14 protein-coding genes are annotated in these 19,432 nt (G+C 57.0%); all 14 read right to left on the bottom strand.

The genetic code is table 11. The features are described from left to right. Positions 1–516, bottom strand: a complete 516-nt coding sequence (gene tssJ, locus AB5Y94_RS04365) for a type VI secretion system lipoprotein TssJ (protein ID WP_005299990.1) — start codon at positions 514–516, stop codon at positions 1–3. Continuing rightward, complete coding sequence (gene tagH, locus AB5Y94_RS04360; RefSeq protein WP_042050940.1) at positions 516–1,796, bottom strand: type VI secretion system-associated FHA domain protein TagH; 1,281 nt, start codon at positions 1,794–1,796, stop codon at positions 516–518. Before tagH ends, tssJ begins: the two co-directional genes overlap by 1 nt. A 56-nt stretch (positions 1,797–1,852) precedes the next feature. Then, positions 1,853–2,851, bottom strand: a complete 999-nt coding sequence (gene tssG / locus AB5Y94_RS04355) for a type VI secretion system baseplate subunit TssG (RefSeq protein ID WP_017787306.1) — start codon at positions 2,849–2,851, stop codon at positions 1,853–1,855. Then, positions 2,815–4,581, bottom strand: coding sequence for a type VI secretion system baseplate subunit TssF (gene tssF / locus AB5Y94_RS04350; RefSeq protein WP_054545063.1), 1,767 nt, complete (start codon positions 4,579–4,581; stop codon positions 2,815–2,817). Before tssF ends, tssG begins: the two co-directional genes overlap by 37 nt. Positions 4,582–4,584: 3 nt before the next feature. Continuing rightward, positions 4,585–5,016: a type VI secretion system baseplate subunit TssE gene (gene tssE / locus AB5Y94_RS04345; protein ID WP_005299981.1), complete on the bottom strand. Its 432-nt coding sequence runs from the start codon at positions 5,014–5,016 to the stop codon at positions 4,585–4,587. Positions 5,017–5,022: 6 nt separating this feature from the next. Then, on the bottom strand, positions 5,023–6,501 hold the full coding sequence (gene tssC / locus AB5Y94_RS04340; RefSeq protein ID WP_005299978.1) for a type VI secretion system contractile sheath large subunit: 1,479 nt from the start codon (positions 6,499–6,501) through the stop codon (positions 5,023–5,025). Between the two features lie 38 nt (positions 6,502–6,539). Further along, entirely contained in the window at positions 6,540–7,043 is a 504-nt protein-coding gene (tssB, locus tag AB5Y94_RS04335; protein WP_005299975.1) for a type VI secretion system contractile sheath small subunit, read from the bottom strand. A gap of 691 nt (positions 7,044–7,734) precedes the next feature. Continuing rightward, positions 7,735–9,123 (bottom strand): tetratricopeptide repeat protein, encoded by a 1,389-nt coding sequence (locus tag AB5Y94_RS04330; RefSeq protein ID WP_126882030.1) that lies wholly within the window; start codon positions 9,121–9,123, stop codon positions 7,735–7,737. A 199-nt stretch (positions 9,124–9,322) separates the two neighbouring features. Further along, complete coding sequence (locus AB5Y94_RS04325; RefSeq protein ID WP_139753163.1) at positions 9,323–9,706, bottom strand: Imm50 family immunity protein; 384 nt, start codon at positions 9,704–9,706, stop codon at positions 9,323–9,325. A 367-nt stretch (positions 9,707–10,073) separates the two neighbouring features. Then, the gene (locus tag AB5Y94_RS04320; protein ID WP_368205025.1) at positions 10,074–10,349 is read right to left on the bottom strand and encodes a hypothetical protein; all 276 of its coding nucleotides are present in this window, start codon (positions 10,347–10,349) and stop codon (positions 10,074–10,076) included. Continuing rightward, the gene (locus AB5Y94_RS04315; protein WP_368205023.1) at positions 10,349–15,181 is read right to left on the bottom strand and encodes a polymorphic toxin type 46 domain-containing protein; all 4,833 of its coding nucleotides are present in this window, start codon (positions 15,179–15,181) and stop codon (positions 10,349–10,351) included. The genes AB5Y94_RS04320 and AB5Y94_RS04315 overlap by 1 nt, the downstream gene beginning before the upstream one ends. After that, positions 15,178–15,906 carry a DUF4123 domain-containing protein gene (locus AB5Y94_RS04310; protein ID WP_368205022.1) on the bottom strand — a complete coding sequence of 243 codons (729 nt, stop codon included), beginning with the start codon at positions 15,904–15,906 and terminating at the stop codon, positions 15,178–15,180. The genes AB5Y94_RS04315 and AB5Y94_RS04310 overlap by 4 nt, the downstream gene beginning before the upstream one ends. Continuing rightward, entirely contained in the window at positions 15,896–17,977 is a 2,082-nt protein-coding gene (tssI, locus tag AB5Y94_RS04305) for a type VI secretion system tip protein TssI/VgrG (RefSeq protein WP_368205020.1), read from the bottom strand. The genes AB5Y94_RS04310 and tssI overlap by 11 nt, the downstream gene beginning before the upstream one ends. Positions 17,978–18,240: 263 nt before the next feature. Then, on the bottom strand, positions 18,241–18,759 hold the full coding sequence (gene hcp1 / locus AB5Y94_RS04300; protein WP_010634242.1) for a type VI secretion system effector Hcp1: 519 nt from the start codon (positions 18,757–18,759) through the stop codon (positions 18,241–18,243). Positions 18,760–19,432: the final 673 nt, after the last annotated feature.

Genomic DNA, 19,432 nt, shown 5'->3' with positions numbered 1-19,432 from the left:
TTATTCTTCTTCTTTTTGCAGTTCCACTTCATCCAGGCGCAGGTGCACCAGGATTTGATAAGCCGCACCCTTGCTCTTGATCTTGATGACCTTGCGCCACTCGGCGCTGTCCGGGTCGGCGTAGCGTGCGATCACGCCGATGTAACGGGTCTTCTCGTCGAGCTTGACGGGGGGCAGGTATTTGAACTGGCCCGGCAGCAGGGTGTAGTCCTGATGATCCAGGTAGTTCTTGCCAAGGGCCTTCTCGACATCTGCCGTCACCTGGTCGTAGTCGGTGGCGAGCAGCTTGGAATCCTCGGCCAGCAGCACCACCTGAAACTCGATGGGCGCCGCCTCCCCGCTCTCGTTGGGGTTGACATCTGGCTCCGCCAGCAGGCTCAGCCCCAGGGTGGAGGGTTGACTGTCATTGCTGCCCACCTGGATATCCGGGTTCATGGCGACGTCGGCCATCTTGCCCATGGTGGTACAGCCAGCCAGGGCCAGCAGCGCGGCGCCCAGCATCAGCGCACGTATCATCAAATCAGTCCCTGTTGCTGACGCACGGCCTGGTCATAGGCCTGGGCATACACCTGGTGGAACAGCTTGTCGAACCCCTGCTGGCGGGCGGAGGTGAGCTCGCGGTAGTAGTGCTGGTACATGTTCCAGGCCCAGCCTTCATCGGTCATGCCCGGCGCGCCGCTGCGGCGGTATTGTTCGAACCGGCCGATCAGCGCCTCGGGCGAGAAGGCTTGCAGAATACTGTCCAGCGCCGCGCCGATGGCCTGCTGGTTCGCCACGTGGTGAATACGCACGTTGTGCAGGCTCTCGGTCACCGCCGCCGGCGCGCTCAGGTGGACCGGGCTCTTCTGCTCGGCAAACAGCACCGCCAGGGTCTCGTCATAGTCAAGACCCAGGCGCAGCGGGTTGTCCTCGATGGGGCGCAGATGCTTGTCTGCAAGCGCCGCCTGTTCGGTTTGCAACTGCAGCAACCCCTCCACCATGGCCCGCACCGTCTTGCCCATCTCTTCGAGCATGTCGTGGGCCTGCTGAGTGTCCTGCAGTTGCAAGGGCTGACCCAGGCCACGCATCAGCGGGGTCAGGGCCACGTGATCGACGCCGTCCAGCGACAGCTGATAATCGGGGTGGTTCTCGATGCTGGGCATATCCAGAAATTCTTGGTTCATGGTGTTCTCGACAGCAGAAAAGGGGGCAAGGGGGGGAACGTCCACATCCGGCTGTGAACGCGGTGAAGCCTGCAGGCGACTATCCGCCAGCGGGCCATCCGTCGGCACGCCAGCTGTTGGCAAGCCATCCATCAACGAATTGGGGGTCCGGCGCTCCTGTTGCAGTGCCAGCAGGGGATCGGCCGCCAAGGTGCGCGGATCATCGGCCCGGGCGGCGGGCTCATCACCGGTCAGCCACTCGTCGAGCTGCTCGGTGGCACGATTGCCCAGCACCTGCTGCAGGCTCTGCTCCGGGGTGATGGCCCCCAGGTAGGTACGCAACCGGAACGGGCCGACGATGAGCTCGTCCCCCTGCTCCAGATGCACCTTGCGGGCCCGCCCGATGGGTGAGGTGGCGCCATTGATATAGGTCTGGCCGCTCAGATCGCACAGGCAGAAGCGACCGTCGTTGAGCTCGATGCGGGCGTGGGCGGGCAGCACGGCCCCCAACCTGTCCCGCAGCTGCCAGTCATCCTGCTCGGAGGCCCCCAGGGTCCCCCCCATCTCGTCGAAGCGGTACTGCACCTGCTGGCTGCCGTCGAGCTGTTCGCTGTTGAGCACCACCAGGGAAAGTTGCTGGTTAAAATCGTCCACGGTTACTCCTGCACTGATCTCTGTACTTAAATGTTCTGCGCAGCGTATTTCTGCGCTTATTCCTGCACACAAATGGTCACGAACGGATCGCTCGGCGGCTGACCGAGAAAGGTACTCCACCCCAGACGGGCACTCTGCTCTTCACCGAGTCTCAGTCCCCTCGCCTGCTCCTGGCCGAAACCCAGCCGCAGATCCCAGGCCAGCTGATCGCGCAGGATGAAGGAGACGAAGGTCACCAGGGCGTGGAAGTGCTCCCCGTTCGGCAGAAACCCGAGAAACTGGCCAAAACTCAGGTTGTTGATCTTCAACAAGAACTTGCCGGCACAGTCGTTCACCTTGTCGCCGATGACAAAGTCATCCCCCAGGGTGGCGCAGGCACCGCCGAGGCGGTTTTGCTGATCCTGATGAATAGGCACCTTGCGCCACTGCCAAGCGCTCACCTCCACGTCCGCCAGATCGAAACAGTGGGCCACCAGACCAGCCACCACCTCGGGGGAGCGGCTGGGGCTGGCCAGCATGCCCGCATAGGAGAGCATCTTGGCCCGGTTGACCGGCAGGCTCTGGCAGACCGCCTCGTTGCCAAGCCCCACCAAGGCGAACATCAGGCGGGAGAAACCATCCTCGCCGTTGTCCTGAAACCGGACGTGGTAGCGATACTTGCGCCAGATCCGGTGCAGCAGGGTCAGCAGACGGTGATGGAAGAAATCCAGGAACAGGCCGAGCTTCTGCTCCCCCTGGGCGTACTCCCATGCCAACGAGTCGAGGTAATAGCCGGGCATCGGCGACTGGCTGCCATGCAGGCCGAGAAAAGCCACCTCCAGCTCGTGGCGGCCCTGTCCGTCCCGGCCAATCTGCAGCACGTCGCTGGTAGGGAACCCCAGGGAGGCGGTCGCCTTGAAGCGGATGTTCTCGTCACCGGGCAGGTAGTCGAGCCCCCGCTCCTGATCGGCACCATCCAGCCGGTTGAGCAGCTCAACCAGCTGGAAGAAGTTGAAACGGGGCGCGTCCTTGCCGGACGTCACATCAGGGAGTGCTGACCGATCTGGACTGGCCACTGATAGCGCTCCTTGTTGTCGAGATTGACCACCTCAAGCAGGTGGAAGGCGTTGACGCTGGCGTACAGCGAGAAGAAGTGGGCCAGCACGGTGCTGAACAGATAGAGCTCCCCTTCGCTGCCAAAGGCGGACTGGCGGATGGAGAGCACCGACTTGAGCCCCCGCACCGGCATGCCGCGCACCAGCCGGTCCACCGGCTTGGTTTCGATCTCCTCGATCCCCGCCAGCCGCTTGCGCGAGGCCTGTTCCGCCTGCTTGTCGTGCAGCGCCGGAAAATCGTAGGTGCGCAACACCTGGACCAGGGCATCGCGGCGCAACAGGGAGACATAGTTGAGCGACAGGTTGGAGATCAGCGTCCAGTGCAGACTGCCGTCCAGCGCCGGGCGCAGCGGCCGGGTCGGCCGGATCAGGTTGCGGAAGGTGGCAAACGAGGGTGAGCTGCCGGTCGGCACGCAGACGCTGCCCACCTTGAGGCGGGCGGCGCGGGAGCGGTTGGTGCAGGTGAGCGTCACCGAGATGGATTCATCCAGTTCGACCGTGGTGGTTTCATCCCCGCGCACGAACGAGAGACTGTGCTCGAAACCATCCCCGCTCACCGCCTCCTTGACCCGCACCCGGTAGTAGAGCGCCAGCCGCTGCTTGGCCCGCTCGATCTGGTGCTGGAAGCTCTCGAACGGCTGATAGATGCGCGGCGTGCCGCGGGAGCGGCCGAGGTTCCCCTCGACCCAGCCTTCCACCTGATCCACCGAGAAGATCTCGAAGCTGTCGGCGTGGCGATAACTCGCCTTGAGGGGGTACTCCGCCTGACGGCCATTGAGGTTGACCGGCTCGCTGTCGTGCTGGAACAGGTTGATGGCCGGCACGCAGTTGAGCATGAAGGAGTCGGGACGGATCTTGAGCTCCGCCGGCAGCGGCCGATCGAAACAGAAGTGCACCTTGAATTCGCTCACCGGCAACGGCTGTTTGGGCCAGTCGCCACCGGCGAGTTCGAAGAAGAGGAAGCTTTCCGGGAAGCAGAAATACTCCTGCAGGATCCGGTAGCCGGAATAGACGTTGTTCGGATAGGGCAAGAGCGCATCACCGCGCTCGAAGCCGACCGGTTTGAGGGCCTTGGCCTCCTGACGAAAGCGCTTGCCGTCGATCTCAAGCTCAATATGGGAGAGCTGGTTGGAGAGCCAGAAGTAGAGCTCATAGGCGGTGTAGCTGTCGCCACCGAGAAAGAAGCGCAGCTTGTCCAGTTGCAGCTCGCTGAGCGGCAGAGGGGCATGCAGGGCGATATCCAGCGAGATGGTGGAGAGATCGTTGCCACTCTGGGCGGCAATATGACGGATATCGGCCGGATAGACCCAGGTATCGTGACAGGTCTGGAAATGACAGGTCACCTCGTCCATGGGCAGGCTGTCGAGCTGGCAGCCTTGCCTGACCAGCGCCGGCTGGGCGATGGCCCCCGGAATGACCGAAAACTGCATGATGGTCATGCTGGGCACGGGACGCAGGTAGTTGGGCCAGAGCATGTTGAGCAGACCGTGGGTCAGCTCGGGAAACTCATCCTCAATCTTGGCGCGCAGGTTGCCCGTGAGGAAGGCGAATCCCTCCAGCAGGCGCTCCACGTCCGGATCGGTGTTCTGCTCCGACAGAAAGCGGGTGAGTTCAGGATAGGCGTCGGCAAATTCACGCCCTTGCAGGCGCAAAAATGCCAGTTCATCCCTGAAGTAATGTTCCAGCGACATTGATCAGACCATGCGGTAGTGACGGTGACTGTCCATATGGACGTTGAACGAGGTAACTTGCTCGATATGCTCCAGCCGCACGTGGGCCGTCACCTGAAACGACATCTCAAGCGGGCTCGCCTGATAGTCCGGTGAACGAACATCCACATGGATGATCCGCGGTTCATAACGGCGGATGCATTGCCGGATCGCTTCCCGGATCCGTCCTTTGATATCCGCACTGCCCTGAGTGGCGTCATTGAGATCAATGACCCCCAGATCGGGTGCACTGCGGCAATTGCCGGGACGGGTGTTGAGGATCTGGTCGAGCTGCCGTTTGACAGAGTCGACCAGTTCATCAACTTCCGAACGAGGGGAGGAGCCAAGCCCCTCCCCCCGGATGCGATCAAACAGGCTGGCCGCATTTCCTCTATCCCAGGAAGAGAGATGCGGCATCGGGCCTTATTCCTTGTCCAGTCGACCTACCAGAGAGAGCTCGAAGCTCGCCCCCATGTACTTGAAGTGCGGGCGCACGGCCATGGCAACCTGGTACCAGCCCGGCTCCCCTTCCACATCCAGCACCTTGATCTGGGCGGCGCGCAGCGGACGACGGCTACGTACGTCTGCCGGCGGGTTCTCCTGATCGGCAACGTACTGCTTGATCCAGCCATTCAGCTCGCGTTCCAGATCCTGACGCTCCTTCCAGGAGCCGATCTGCTCGCGCTGCAGCACTTTGATGTAGTGCGCCAGGCGGTTGATGATGAACATGTAGGGCAGCTGGGTCCCCAGCTTGTAGTTGGTTTCCGCTTCTTTCCCTTCCTTGGTGTTCGGGAACACCTTGGGTTTTTGCACCGAGTTGGCGGAGAAGAAGGCGGCGTTGTCGCTGTCTTTACGCATGGTTAGGGTGATGAAGCCCTCTTCCGACAGCTCGTATTCACGACGGTCAGTGATCAACACCTCGGTCGGGATCTTCGCCTGCAGCTGGCCCATGGCTTCATAGACGTGTACCGGCAGATCGTGGATGGCACCACCGCTCTGCGGGCCTATGATGTTCGGGCACCAGCGATACTTGGCGAAACTGTCGGTCAGGGAGGTGCCCATCAGATAGGCGGTGTTGCCCCACAGATAGTGGTCGTGATCCGAGCTGATATCTTCCTGATAGTTGAAGCCCTTGATGGGGTTCTCGGTCGGGTCGTACGGCAGACGCGCCAGGAAGCGCGGTGCGGTCAGCCCCAGATAACGGGCATCTTCCGATTCACGCAGGGAACGCCACTTGGTGTAGGCCGGACCTTCGAAAACCGATTTCAGATCCTTGATGGAAGGCAGATCGGTAAAGCTGTCGACACCGAAGAAAGCTGGTGCGACGGAAGAGATGAACGGCGCATGGGCCATGGCACCCACCGCGCTGACATATTGCATCAGCTTGATGTCGGGGGAGCTGTGGGTAAAAGCGTAGTCACCGATCACGGCGCCGACGGGCTGACCACCGAACTGACCGTAGCCAGTCGAGTAGACATGCTTGTAGAGACCGGACTGGGTGATTTCGGGCGAGAACTCGAAATCTTCCAGCAGCTCTTCCTTGGTGGCATGCAGCACCTGGATCTTGATGTTCTCGCGAAAATCGGTGCGATCCACCAAGAGCTTGAGGGAACGCCAGGAGGACTCCATCTCCTGCAGCTCCTTGGCATGCAGGATGACGTCCATCTGCTTGCTCAGCTTCTTGTCGAGCTCGACAATCATGCTGTCGACCAGCGCCTTGTTAACCGGCTCACTGGTCGTACCGCTGTCCAGGATGTTGGCGATCAGGGCTGCAACCCCCTGCTTGGCAACGCTGTAACCCTCGTCCACCGGGGTGATACGAGCCTGAGCCATGATTTCGTCCAGCAAGGACGAGGAGGCTGCACTCGCCCCCGCTTGAACCTGTTCTTCGACCAAAGACATGTTTGTTCCTTTCTCGTTCAGTCAATCCAACCCGGCGATCACTCGGCAGGCTTAATCAAATCCAGCTCCTTGAGCAGTTGCTCACGAGCATCATCACTGGACAGCAGATCCTGCAAACGATTGCGGAAGGCAGGGATATTACCCAGCGGTCCCTTCAGGGCAACCAAGGCCTCACGCAGTTCCAACAGCTTGCGCAGCTCGGGCACTTGCTGTGCCACGCTGTCAGGGGTGAAGTCTTCCAGAGATTGGATCTTGATCGAAACCGGCAGCTCATCCTGGCTATTCTCTTCCAGACGATTGGGAACGGAAAACTTCAGTTCCAGCGCGGATTCTTTCATGACAGACGAGAAGTTATTCTTGTCGATGGAGACGGTCTGACGCTCCTCGATCGGAGTGTCTTCGGTACGACCCTTCATATTGCCGACCACCATCATGGTCAACGGAAGCTCTATTTCCGCCTGCTGACCACCGGTTGCCGGTACATATTTGATATTGATACGTTCTTTGGGCGCAACAGTGCCGCCGTCAATTCCTTTTCCCATGCTCTAAATACCAAGTTAAAGGTCAACAAAGACCCTAAAGCTTATAGCCAATGCACATACCAACAACTGTCAAAAATGACAGTTGACTGAACTCACTGACGGATTAAGTGAGTAGTTCATCAGCTGACGATGCGTCTCCGATATACAAAAGCAAAAGCTCTAATAATCAAAAACGCAGTATGCATCTTGTTATCTATACAATCCGATTTTGCCTCTACTCTTTGTTAGAGGTCATATTGGCCCTAGAGCCATTTGCGCCGCATGGTATATGCGTGTAGCACAGATAGTCAATTGATTATTTATCAGCGAAGAAGAACAAAAAGAAAAAAAACAAGTAAAAACAACAAGTTAGTGCAAAATCACAATGCCTTTTCGTGATATTTTAAAATACACCCCATATCCTCCACGCTCTCAGAAAAACATATTCCAGAGTCATTCACTTTGAGCGTTAGTGATTCATACATTTTACCACAATCCAATGCGACAATGATTGTCGCAACCAGACATGGATATGTAACAAAAAATTACCGTTCAAAAACGAAAAATCCCTTCATCATGCAAAACAATGAAGGGACTGGAGAACATAATATGCACGACGATATCACCAGGATAAGGCGGCTTATATCAAGCACTCTGGATCTTCGACCGTTCAGGTAGATTGTAAATCTCATCATTGTTGACAAGAAACAGACTAACTGTTCAATTTCTTCCCTTTGGCAAGCGCTACAAACCAATGCTGAGCCAGTTTTTGCCCTGCGCTCTTCTCTTTTTCAGTCATACCTTTTTCAAGCTCGTCACGTGCTTCAGAAGCCTCACTGTTTCCATCCGTGGCAGCAAGCAGATACCATGCATAGGCATGCAGTCTATTGCGTGGAGCTCCCAACCCCTGCTCTCGCATCATACCCATGCGGTATTGAGCAGATCGGTGCTGAGCATTGGCGGCCAGTCGATACTCTTTAAGCGCCTGCGGGTAGTCTTCCTTGCCGCCCAATCCCAGCCGTAGCATCTCGCCATAGGCATAGTGAGCATCGACGTTGCCCTGTGCTGCTGCCAAAGCAAAATAGTGGCGCGCGGTCACCAGGTCACCTTGCTCTTGCTGCCATTGCGCCAATGCCAACTGAGCTTCGCTGAATCCCCCTTCTGCGGCACGTGTCAACCAATGTTCTCGCGCGGCGCTATCGCTCTGTTGCAGGCTCAATTGATATTCTGCTTCATGGGAACCACTGCCTGCTGCCAGCTCCAGCCAATAACGGCCAAGCGCAAGATCCTGAGCAACCAGATCACCGACCAGATAGGCTTGTCCCAACCACAACTGTGCCGATACAGCCCCCGCATTGGCAGCTCGCTGATAGAGAACGAATGCCTCTTCAGATGGCGCCTTGCGCGCCAGCACCAACAAGGCATCCGGCTGTTGCTGGGCAGCAGCTTTCTCATACCAGCGCAGGGCAAGATCGGGGCGCTTGCTCACCCCTTTCCCTTGTTCATAGCGAGCGCCAAGCTGGAATTGGGCATCCCGATTACCTTGTTCGGCGGCTTTCTCCAACCATTTGACGGCATCAGCATCAGCCCCCGCCTGACCTGCATACCACTGCCCCAGAGCCAACTGGGCATTCGCATGATCGCGCTTGGCCGCCTGTTCGAACCAGTCAAGGCACTCACTGGCCAGCTTGCCCTTGTGCCGTTGCCGGCAGTCCTGACCCAGTTGATAGCTGGCCTCCGAATTGCCCAACTTGGCGGAGCGCTGCCACCACTGCTTGGCCAGTACAGGATTTTTAGGTTCTCCCAACCCCGCCTGATACCAACTTCCCACCTGTAGTGCGGCCTTGCCCCTAATATCGGCATCTGCCGCCAGCGGACCGACTTGATCGGCGGCCTGCTTCATCCAGCGCATCGCCTCGGGATAATCCGGCTTGGCCGCCAGACGGTTGGCCAGCTCATATTGCGCATTGCCCTGGCCTTGCTGGGCGGCTTGGCTTACTTGTTGATCGTTTAGTGATGATATTGGCGAAGAACAGCCAGATATAAGAAATACACATAATAACCAACCGTTAGAGGTGCTTAAAAAACAGAATTTTTTCATATTATACTTACCGACACCTAAGCTAATGACGAAGTAAAAACAAGCCATGATGTAACTATATACAACCAAGCATTCCATCTTTATTAAATAATATTTAAAGCCTATTTCGACATTTTAGATGTTAAACTGCAGATCAATCCAACATATTGACAAGATATTAAAAATAATCACAAAAAACAAATGAATATTGTTTTTGGATTTAACTTGATGTATATACAGAAGGCCCTGTCACATAGACAACCTTACATTCAAAATTGAAATTTATTATTTCCGAGGAGAAAGAAATGCAATAACATTCATTACCACGAGATATACTTAACGTACCATTACAAGAATAAAAGTCTCCACTCATACTAAACTGTGAAACAACATGGCATCCAAGCCCTATACGGCATCGGTTATAGTTTACACCCCATTTTACTGGTACTTTGTCTGGTAAGTTATCGCTCAAATCAAAGTCAAGCATTGCTTTTCCATCAATTAACTCCAAGGAAAGACTCATTAATGACACTTCTGATATTTCGGGGGCAATTGAGTATACGCTGGACACAAGTTCACTCCCCGGAAGATCAGACCATCTCATACATCACCTCTTGACTCTGAAGTTATAATATTATTTTGTACTATCAACCTTCCCTGTTTTCTTATTTTAAATAGGGCGTTCATTGAAATGAGAACCTTGATTACCTTCAGTTTTATCAGGAACATGAGGGATGCAATAAAATAAAAAGATAAGGAAACTTCGTTACCCTAACTTTTACACATCCGAGGCATGATTGAACCAATAAAGACCCAGTCTAGTATCAGATGACAACCAGATCTATACAGATTCATTAGATTATGTCCGATTACACTAGGCTAATCGAGCCTACGACTCTGCTTGGTATACAACCTCAACCATTCGAAGGCTCACCAAAAATCGCATGCACCACAACACTTACATTTTATCTTTATATTCTAGACAACCATAGTTCACATTGCTTTACGTAGTCATCTTTGTGAAACCTATGAGAAACAACCTTTTCCACCTCATCCCATCCTCCATTAGAATTCTCTGAATATAGAATCAACCATCCTTCCCTACCATCATTCTCAATTAGATAACTATCACCATTCTTTTTTAGCAAAGCGGTCCATGACAAAAAAAATTCTTTGAAATCTGTAAACTGCTCTAATAAAAAACGGTTTTTCAAAGCCATTTGTTGAAAATCATCTTTATTAATCATTATTCAACACCCTCTACAAATATATGTTTTTCTGTGGTAAAGAGCTGAGTGCCGCCACCAGAAGATGGCTGAGTCACACCTCTAACAGACCAAGTATCATCAATTGCCTTAGAGGTAGAACGAATCACTTTAGTTTTTTCATTAACTACATACTGTTTTTTCAGTTTAAGTTCCACTGTTCCTTTAGCCCTATTCTCCCCCATCTTACCAATACCCAACTCTGATGGAGTCACACTGCTATGCATTGCATAGTAATTACCTTGTGGGGCACCTGGTGATTGATACTGATATACTTTTTTACCTCTATTGAGGGTTTCAATACGCACATCGTGACTGAAGTCAATTCCATTCAAATGACTAGGTATGCTTTCTTCGGCAAAACCCTGCCCCTTATAAAAGTCAAATGCAATTTTTTTCCTCGCCCTCTGATTTATGTCAGCATTGACCTCACCAGTACGGCCGAATTTATTATTCAGATATGCTCGTCTTGTAAGATCTTTATCTGAACCAGGGCACTGTCCCGGCACATTACTTAACCCCAGTGGATCCACCCAGCCAGTCGGGTTAGGAGCATACTGGTAGTTGTTGAGCCCGCCGGCCAAGCCTATCGGGTCGGGGGTGATAAATCTACCCGTACCGGGCTGATAGTAGCGGTGGCGGTTATAGTGAAGCCCCGTCTCGGCGTCAAAATACTGCCCCTGGAAACGCAAAGGTGTTGCCACCTCGGCGATCTCTTCGCGCCAGACATTGCCATAGGCTCGATAGCGCACCTGCCAGGCGGTGACCCCGCTTGTACGGGTCAGTGCCAAGGGAGTGCCCAGGTGGTCAAGCTGGTAGTGGAACACCTCCGCCTTCTGCCCTTCCCCCTCCAGTTGTGCCAGGGGTTTGAAACTGCCGGGTTCATAAATAAAGCTGCGGTACTGCTCGTCAGTACGGCGCTGAGCATCACCCAGCAGATAACTGTTCTCGGCAATCAGGTTGTTGGCCTGCCACAGGAATTCGGTAATCTGCTCGCCTTTTGCCCCCTTTACCGTCTTGCGAATGCGGCGACCAAAAGCATCGTAGGCATAACATGCGGTGCTGCCATCAGGCAGTTCAGCCCTCACCAGCTGGTGTTGGCAGTCGTAGTGATAGCGGGTCACCAGCTGCTGACCCTTGCCGCGCCGCTCCAGCGCCAATCGGCCAAATTCGTCGTACTCGAAGTGGCGATCGCCACTGAACAGCAGCCGGTTCCCCTGGGTGCGGGCCCCATCGAACTGGCCACCCGAACTCTCACCCAGGAGGTTGCCGGCCGGATCATGCAAGAAGCGCTCGGTCAGCTCGCCCCGCACCTCCAGCAAGCGGTCCAGCGGATCGTAGCGGTAGTGCTGCTCCCCCTGCACGCTGTCATCGATGCGCAGCAGGTTGCCCGTTCCGTCATAGCCATAGCGCCGCTCGCGGGCGACCTGCTTGCCCCGCTGCAGACGCAGCGCCGAGAGGCGCCCCTGCTCGTCATATTCGTACTGCTGGGTCAGTTCCCCTTGCTGCCGGCGCAGCTCAAGCCCCCCCACCACCTGGTGGCGCGTGAGCTCGGCGCCGTTGAGATCAATTCCGCCAAGCGCTCCGTGCTGATAGTGATAGCCAAGCTGGTTGCCGTCGGGCAGTTGCCAATGTGACAGCCGCCCCATGGCATCGTATCGGAAATGGCTTGAGGCCCACCCCTGATGCTCGGCCAGCAGATGACCGGCACCATCGTAGTCAAATGCCAGGGGCCAGGCACCGTCGTCGACCCGGATGAGCTGGCCATGACCGTCATACTCGAAGGCGATCTCGCGACCATCTGGCAGGGACTTTTTCAGCAAGCGCCCCATGGGGTCGCGCTCATAGCGGGTGACCAGCTCGGTCTCCTGCTTGCCGAACTCCACTTTTTCGCTCAGGCGTCCGTTGAGATCATAACGGTAGGCGGTGGTGCGACCATCGAAGCCGGTTTCCCGTGCTACCAGCCCGTTGGGATGGTAATGGATACGATGCTGTTCACCATGCTCGTTCTCGATCTCGCTGAGAAAGAGCTTGGCGTTGTCGTAGCGGTATTTGAGCTCGCTGCCATCTGGGTTGATGCGCCGACTCACCAGATGCAGGCCGGGGTGATATTCAAAACGAGTCTCGCGACCCAGCTCGTCCCACTGCGCCGTGACCTTGCCATAGGCGTTGTACTCATAGCGGCGAACGCCGCCCCCGGGCAGATGGACGGCACTGAGGCGATCTGTCGCGTCCCATTCATAGCGTGTGATTGCGCCACGCGGGTCTTGCCGCACGATCTGGCGGCCCCGCTCGTCATAGCGCCAGCGGCTTATCCCGCCATCGACCCCTTTTTCTTCGATCAACTGGCCAAGGCGGTTCCACACCAGTTCGGTGCGGGTGCTGTCCGGGTGAACCACAGAGCACAGCTTGCCCTGGGGGGTATAGCCATAACGGGTTTCGTTCCCCAGGGGATCCCGCCTGGCAATCAGATCCCCTTGCGGATTGTGCTCAAAGCGCCATTCACGCTCCCCCTGCACTACCTTGCGAACCCGGCCATCCCAGTAGTAATAGGCAGTCTGACTGCCGTCGGGAGCCACTTCGAGGGCCAACATCCCCTCTTCGTCATAGTGATAATGGATCTCGGCCCCCAGCGGGTCGCGGGCCAGTACTTTCTGGCCCTTGTCGTTGTAGGCAAACTCGGTTATCGCACCATCCGGATCCTGCTGGCGGACAAGGCGTGCCTGGCTGTCGTGCTGATACACCTCCTGACTGCCATCGGCATTGAGTACCGTCACCTCCCCCTTGTCATCATCCCAGCCATAGGTGACATCAAAACCCGCCACATCGCTCCAGTGACGGATGGCTCGGGCGGCCTTGCCTTCCCCTTCCCATTCCCAGAAGAAACCGGCACCGCCAGCCAGGCGGCGCTCCACAATGACCCCATCATCGCGATAGCGATAACGCTCGCACTCCCCGGCCCCATTCTCGGCCGCCACCAGATGACCATGGTCATCGTAGTGGTAGCGTTGCAGCGTGGCCTGGTGCTGCCAGGCTATGCCATCAAAGCGCTGCAAATCGAGCGCCATGATGTGGTCGCCCTCATAGGCGAGACGAAGGGCCAGCCCCCCTTCATTTTCAACCCAGGCGGGGCGCCCTTGACGGTCAGAACGCACCGTCAGCCGATTGCCGTAGGGATCGGAAAAACCGGTTAGCCGCCCGCGATCACCATGCCAGGTAAAATGCAGGAACGGCGAACCGGCCTTGGCCAGGATCACTTCATCAGCCTCGTCACCGAGGTAGACCGCCGCCTCCGACAGCAGGTTGGTCACCATGGGTCGGGCTATCGATGGCAACGGCAGCTCAGTTGCCAAGGACTCCTCATCCCACCAGGTCAGGGTATCGCCGTGACGTTCAAGACGATGCGCAAGAGCATGCGTCCAGCCAAGCCCCATGCCGCAGGATTGCGCGACGGCGGAGGTGCGATAGAGGCGCCCGAAGACAAAGGGAAGCAGGCCCGGCAGTTCGCCATCTTGCAGTGCCAGCAACTCTTCCCCCGTCACCATGGAGACCGGGCAGTTGTTCTTGCAGGTGCTGGCCTCCGGTTGATGGGGCCGGTTGGCCGGGGTAACTGCCTGTTTGGAGGCATCCGGAGTCTTGTTCACCTGCTTAATCTCGGTGTGCCCCTGGAACCGGCGTTTGGCCGCAGTTCCTTTTTCCACCAACGTTTTGGCATTGCCATCGACCAGCTTGAGATCCGCTTTTTTGGCCGGGCTCAACGGTGCAGCCCCCGCGACCAGCACCTTCTTCGCCTTCTGGGCGTGCTGGGCCAAATTGTGCTTTTTGGAGAGATTGACCAAGGAGGTGACCAGTCGCATGACCCGGTCACTGTTCTTGGCCATGGTGGCAGCCTTGGCACCATAGCGTGCAGCCAAACCAGCACCGCCGGTCAGCACCACACCGATGATCACATCAATCAGCACCGACGAAATCACCTGAGCACCAAACTCGGTTTGCTGATCAGGGGGCAACATCTTGACCCAGCACACCAAGGCATAGGCATAAAGATAAAGCAGCGCTTCATCTTGCAGTACCAGCATGGCAGCTTCCATCTGGGAGGCCCCAGCCTTGGCCATGGCCGCTGCGTCCACTCCGAAGGCGGCCAGCTTTTTGGCGTTGCCTACCGGATCGGCCAGCAGGTTGTAGATGGTTTTAAGATCGTCCCACACCCCGACCAGTGCCTTGCCGATACCGCTTGCTGCCGCCAGAGCATGGCTGCCAAACCCACCACCAGTACCCCTGTAACGAGCCCACGCAGCCTTGTGCTCACTGTTCCACTCCTTGGTAAGCCATGCCTCCAGGTCTTTTTGAACGGGCACATAAGAGGTGAACAAGGTATCCAGATCGCTCTTCTTCACATTGGGGTAGAAGGTAACCCGATAGGACTTGCCCGGGGTCAGCTTACCGACCTCGGCAATGCCCTTGCCATCCAGGGTTCCCTCCTTGGCTACCGCCTCGCTGACAAATCGTCCGCGCACCAGTTTCCCCGCTTCCACCTTGTACGGGGTATTGCCGATGGGAATAAAACGTACGGATTCAAACAGATGAACCAGACGCAAAGTGCCGCTCAGCGGGCATTGCGTCACCACGGACTGCGCCTTCTTGCTGCTGGACGATGCCGTGATGGTCTTGTCGCCCACCTTGATTGTCTGCTCCATGTCCATGCTGAGCATGTCGCCCAGAAAGAAACTCTCGGCATCCTTGCGATAGGCATTCAGAACGTTGCGATAATCGGCGATCACTTCGTTGAAGACGGCCTGGCCGGCATTGCTCATGCTTGAACCTCATTGATCAGCGCCGCTTCCAGCGCCGGAAATAGATCGATATCAGGGGATGAATGACGGGAGACAAAGCGAGCAACCTTGCAGCGCAGGTTCACCTCGGGAAATGACCAGTAGAGCTGACCGTTTTGATCCGCCAACTGCTGCATCAGGTTATTGACGAGGGGACCGGTATCCTGCCTCGCCAATGTCGCGGCAATGGCGGGGGGCAGCTCCCACCAGGGGAATGCGCGTGGTGGTGCGGCTTCTGACGCAGCCCATTCGAAGCCGTCCCCTCCGACCCAGATCCCGCTCAACCCAGGCATCAAGGCAGTGAAGCCCTCCCCCAGCTGGACCAGAATGCACTTCAGATACACACCATCCCAGTAACGGAAGAACACCGCTTCCCCCTGGTGCCAGATCTGGGTCAGCCCCTGCAGATGGGCATAGAGGGTATCGACAGGCTGCTCGCTTGCCACTATCCAGCCCCAGTCGCTTGCCTCGGTGCTCTGCGCCCACTCGATAAAGGGGCTCTCCTTGTCGAGGGCCACCAGATAGGGCATGACGGGATGCCAGTCTTCATAAGGGGTGCCGAGATAGAGCCCGCGTGGCGTTTCGCGGCCATCGAGCTGGTAGTAATTCTGCAAGGGAGCCGCATCGCTGGCTCCGGCCAGCACAGCATAAAGAGGGGCTGATTGCCTCTGTATCCACTCTTCCACCGGCGTGATCTCAAATTTCACAGCCACCCTCCTTGCATTTTTCACACTCTTCACAGAAAGGGGCGGCACTCTTCATGGTGGCCAGTTGCGCAGGAGTGAGCGGTACCTTGGGTTTGGGGGGAACACTGACACCCAGAGGGTCAACTGGTGACTTGCCGCCCCATCCCGAACCCGAACCCGGGCTACCACCCGAGTTCATCTTGATGGTGGGCCCCACCAGGGTGACACCACCGCCATCGACCTTGATAAAACAGCCGCCGACCTTGACGGTAATTTCAGAACCCGCTTCCAGCACCACCTTGGCACCGGCCTTGACGTGCACCTCTTGCCCCGCCTGGGTGAGCCAGCTGTCACCCAGTTTTTGGTGCATGGAGGTATCCACTGTCAGCGAGTAGTCAGCCTTGATATGATCCCGCTTCTCTCCTTCAACGGTCAGATGATCGTTGCCAAGACTGGGCGGAGCGCCATCCTCACCCGGCACTTTTCTGATGCGCGTGACCCGCTCGTTGTCAATGTCGGTGTGCTGGTCGTGTTTGATATGCCAGGCCGCATCGTTCTCGATGAGCACGTTCAGGTCTTTCTGACCGTGGATGTAAATCTCTTCCTGCCCCGCCTGGTCTTCAAAGCGCAGCTCGTTGAAGCCCTCCCCCTGGTGGGTTTCGGTGCGCAGCACGGTGCGGGTCTTGTTGGCAGGCAGCTCGTAAGGTGACCGGTTGGTGGCGTGGTAGGTGCGACCGGTCACGATAGGCTGGTCCGGGTCCCCTTCCAGGAAACTCACAATCACTTCGTGGCCGATACGGGGTATCGCCATCATGCCGTACTGGCCGCCGGCCCAACCCTGGGAGACCCGCACCCAGCAGGAGCTTTGGTCGTTGGAGCTGCCATAGCGGTCCCACGGGAACTGCAGCTTCACCCGGCCGTGTTCGTCGCAATAAATCTCCTCCCCCTCGGGCCCCACCACCATGGCGATTTGCGGGCCATCCACCATGGGCTTTTGAGGGGCCTCTGGGCTGCCGATGCGCACTCGCCAGGTGGTGCTGGCTTTCACCACCCCGAACTCGTTGTGATAGACGGTGGGGCCGCTGCCCCCTTCCTCTTCCAGCGCCTGCGGCTGCAAGCCGGTGTGCTGGATGCGCACGATTTGCCAATCGGTGTTAAGGCTGCCGTTGGGGTGTTCGGTCAGCGAGAAGGTCTGCCCCGGCTGCAGGGCCGCACTGTTGGACTTGCCACTACCGGCTACCGCATCGTTGCGCAGCGCATCGAGCCTGTGCTGGGCAAAGGCCTTGCCACTCGGGTCTTCTTTGTAGCGACCCGGATAGTCGAAGTGCTGGTAGGTATCGCGCTGGTGGGTCAGCTCAGCTCCCACCTTCTTGTGGGAGAGGCCATAAGCCGGGGTCCTGAAGCTGTAGTCTTTGAGCTCCACATCCGAGGGCCGCACCGCCTCCCGGTAATGGAACTGGCGCACATAGGGTCCCTGCTCAAGCGAGCGGTTGCCGAGGTTGAAGAAGAGCTCGGGGCCAGCGGTCAGGGCGGCCGCGTCATCGGCAAAGACGATGCGGTGCTTGCCCGCTTCAAACTCGTGGAAATAGAACATCCCCTCTTCGGCGGCGAGGCGGTTCACGAAATCGAGGTCTGTTTCCCGGTACTGAACACAATATTCCCGCTTGGCGTGCTCGTTCTTGAGGGCAAAGGCGTAGTCGGTGATGCCATGCTCTTGCAGAAGAATACTGAGGATTTCATCGGGCTTCTGTGCCTGAAAGATGCGGGAGTTGTGGCGAAGCGACAGACGCCACAGCGCCGGCTGCACCAGCAGCTGATAGCGGGTGCGGCGAAAGCCGCTATCCCCTTGCGCCATGTCGCTCACCACCCCGCAGACCCGGCGCAGCAGCTCGCCGTTGTACCACACCAGCAGCTCGCACGGCTGGTCCAGCACGGCGCCAAAGTCGATGTCGGGCTGGGCGCTTGCCAGCTCCAGGCGCAGGTTGAACGGCCGGTTGAGCGCTTCATCAAGCGCAAACTCGGCCACCACGAAGGTGTTTTCGGGCAGAGCCCCCACCTTGACGGTAAATTGTAATCCTGTGCAGTCTGCCATCGTTACTCGCCCCTGAGATATCGTGCAGCCCCATCAGGCGGGGCACTTCAAGCCGTGTGAGAGATCCGCCTTCGCCCCGGTTTTTCTGACACCATGGCTACCGCACGCCCTTGACGGCGTGCGGCAAGACGTAAACTCGGATTTTTTCTTGTGCCCCCTCACCTCAGGCAAACGGGCAAAAGAAAAAACGCGTGTATTGAAACGGAGCGGGAAATGCCAGAAACGGCAAAAGGGCACCGCAAGCAGTGCCCTTTGACTGAGAATTACGCTTCGATCGGCGCGCGCCAGTCGTCCGCACCGGAGGTACCGGCAACGGTGTGCTCCCAATCGATCTTGCGATAGGCCATGGAGACCTGGATCAGCTGGGTGAAGTCAGACTTCGCCGGATCCTGGCAGTGTGGCATCTGGCAGTCGATGTCGACGATGGTGGCATCGGTCAGCACGGTAGAGAAGAAGTGCTCCTGCTTGCCCTCGACGGAGGTGCGGTACCACTTCAGGGTCACTTTCGGCAGCATCTCGCCGGAAGCCAGCGCGTTGTACATCAGCGGCACGGCCTTGTTCAGCGCAACGGTGAACTTGAACGGCTTGTGGACGCGCTGGCCAGCAGGCTGACCGGATTGCGGATCGGTCGGCACGGTCACGACGTGCTGGAACTCTTGTACCAGCATCTCGTCTTCGTGGCCCTGCACGAAGATGTTGCCGACGGAATCGGAGGTGAAAGCACCGGCGGTGATGTTGCCCTGAGTTTTACCTTCGATGCTGATATAACATGGAGTTGGCATGGAATTGCTCCTGATTGGTTGAACGGTAGTGACACTCGACCGAATCCGTTAGCAGTGACCATGCCAATTCATTTTATTGTTTTAAAACAATAGGTTGAATCAATCACAAATCAAGCCATCATCGCAATAACGCAACAAGTTGCGCATTCGAGATATTCATCCAGATAAGTTTGCATATGCAGAGCAAAAAACTGTAAATTCCGCAATGCATTGCGCAAGTCAGAACTTATTTCAACCTGATGACCCGCACGGGCGTGATAGCGACTGAGCCGTGCGTTGACAATAGGAAACATCGGGGGCCGGCTGCCGTTCATCGCAGCAAGCTGCTCTGCTCGAACCCGGCGAGGGTTCTCACCCTCCCTCTTCGACATGGGCTGATACTTCTTCCCCAAAACAAAAAACCGACCATCAGGTCGGTTTTAACATCTGAGGATGGGTCGGGATTGACTCGCGCCATCCCTGGCGCTCGCCCTGCGGGCGGCTCTGGCCGTCCAGGCGGGCTATCCTGCCCACCTGTCGAACCAGGGCCCGAACCGAGCCGCCCGTCATCGGATAAAACAAAAGGGCCTGTCTTGCGACAGGCCCTTTTGTTTTATTTGGCGGTGAGGGAGGGATGATTCGCCACTGCGTGGCTCACCCCTTCGGGGCGGCCTGCGGCCGTTCATCGCAGCAA

The organism is Aeromonas sp. s5 (genome assembly GCF_040907865.1).
Taxonomy (GTDB): Bacteria; Pseudomonadota; Gammaproteobacteria; order Enterobacterales; family Aeromonadaceae; genus Aeromonas; species Aeromonas dhakensis.
Note: the sequence above shows the minus strand (reverse complement) of the source record. Positions and strands in the feature narration are given on the sequence as shown.

Bases quoted from the DNA above. Each gene is read 5' to 3' on its own strand.
- tssF (WP_054545063.1), bottom strand. From the start codon at position 4,581: ATGTCGCTGGAACATTACTTCAGGGATGAACTGGCATTTTTGCGCCTG.
- tssC (WP_005299978.1), bottom strand. From the start codon at position 6,501: ATGTCTTTGGTCGAAGAACAGGTTCAAGCGGGGGCGAGTGCAGCCTCC.
- hcp1 (WP_010634242.1), bottom strand. From the start codon at position 18,759: ATGCCAACTCCATGTTATATCAGCATCGAAGGTAAAACTCAGGGCAAC.
- tssJ (WP_005299990.1), bottom strand. From the start codon at position 516: ATGATACGTGCGCTGATGCTGGGCGCCGCGCTGCTGGCCCTGGCTGGC.
- tssI (WP_368205020.1), bottom strand. From the start codon at position 17,977: ATGGCAGACTGCACAGGATTACAATTTACCGTCAAGGTGGGGGCTCTG.
- AB5Y94_RS04325 (WP_139753163.1), bottom strand. From the start codon at position 9,706: ATGAGATGGTCTGATCTTCCGGGGAGTGAACTTGTGTCCAGCGTATAC.
- tssE (WP_005299981.1), bottom strand. From the start codon at position 5,016: ATGCCGCATCTCTCTTCCTGGGATAGAGGAAATGCGGCCAGCCTGTTT.
- AB5Y94_RS04315 (WP_368205023.1), bottom strand. From the start codon at position 15,181: ATGAGCAATGCCGGCCAGGCCGTCTTCAACGAAGTGATCGCCGATTAT.
- tssB (WP_005299975.1), bottom strand. From the start codon at position 7,043: ATGGGAAAAGGAATTGACGGCGGCACTGTTGCGCCCAAAGAACGTATC.
- AB5Y94_RS04320 (WP_368205025.1), bottom strand. From the start codon at position 10,349: ATGATTAATAAAGATGATTTTCAACAAATGGCTTTGAAAAACCGTTTT.
- AB5Y94_RS04330 (WP_126882030.1), bottom strand. From the start codon at position 9,123: ATGAAAAAATTCTGTTTTTTAAGCACCTCTAACGGTTGGTTATTATGT.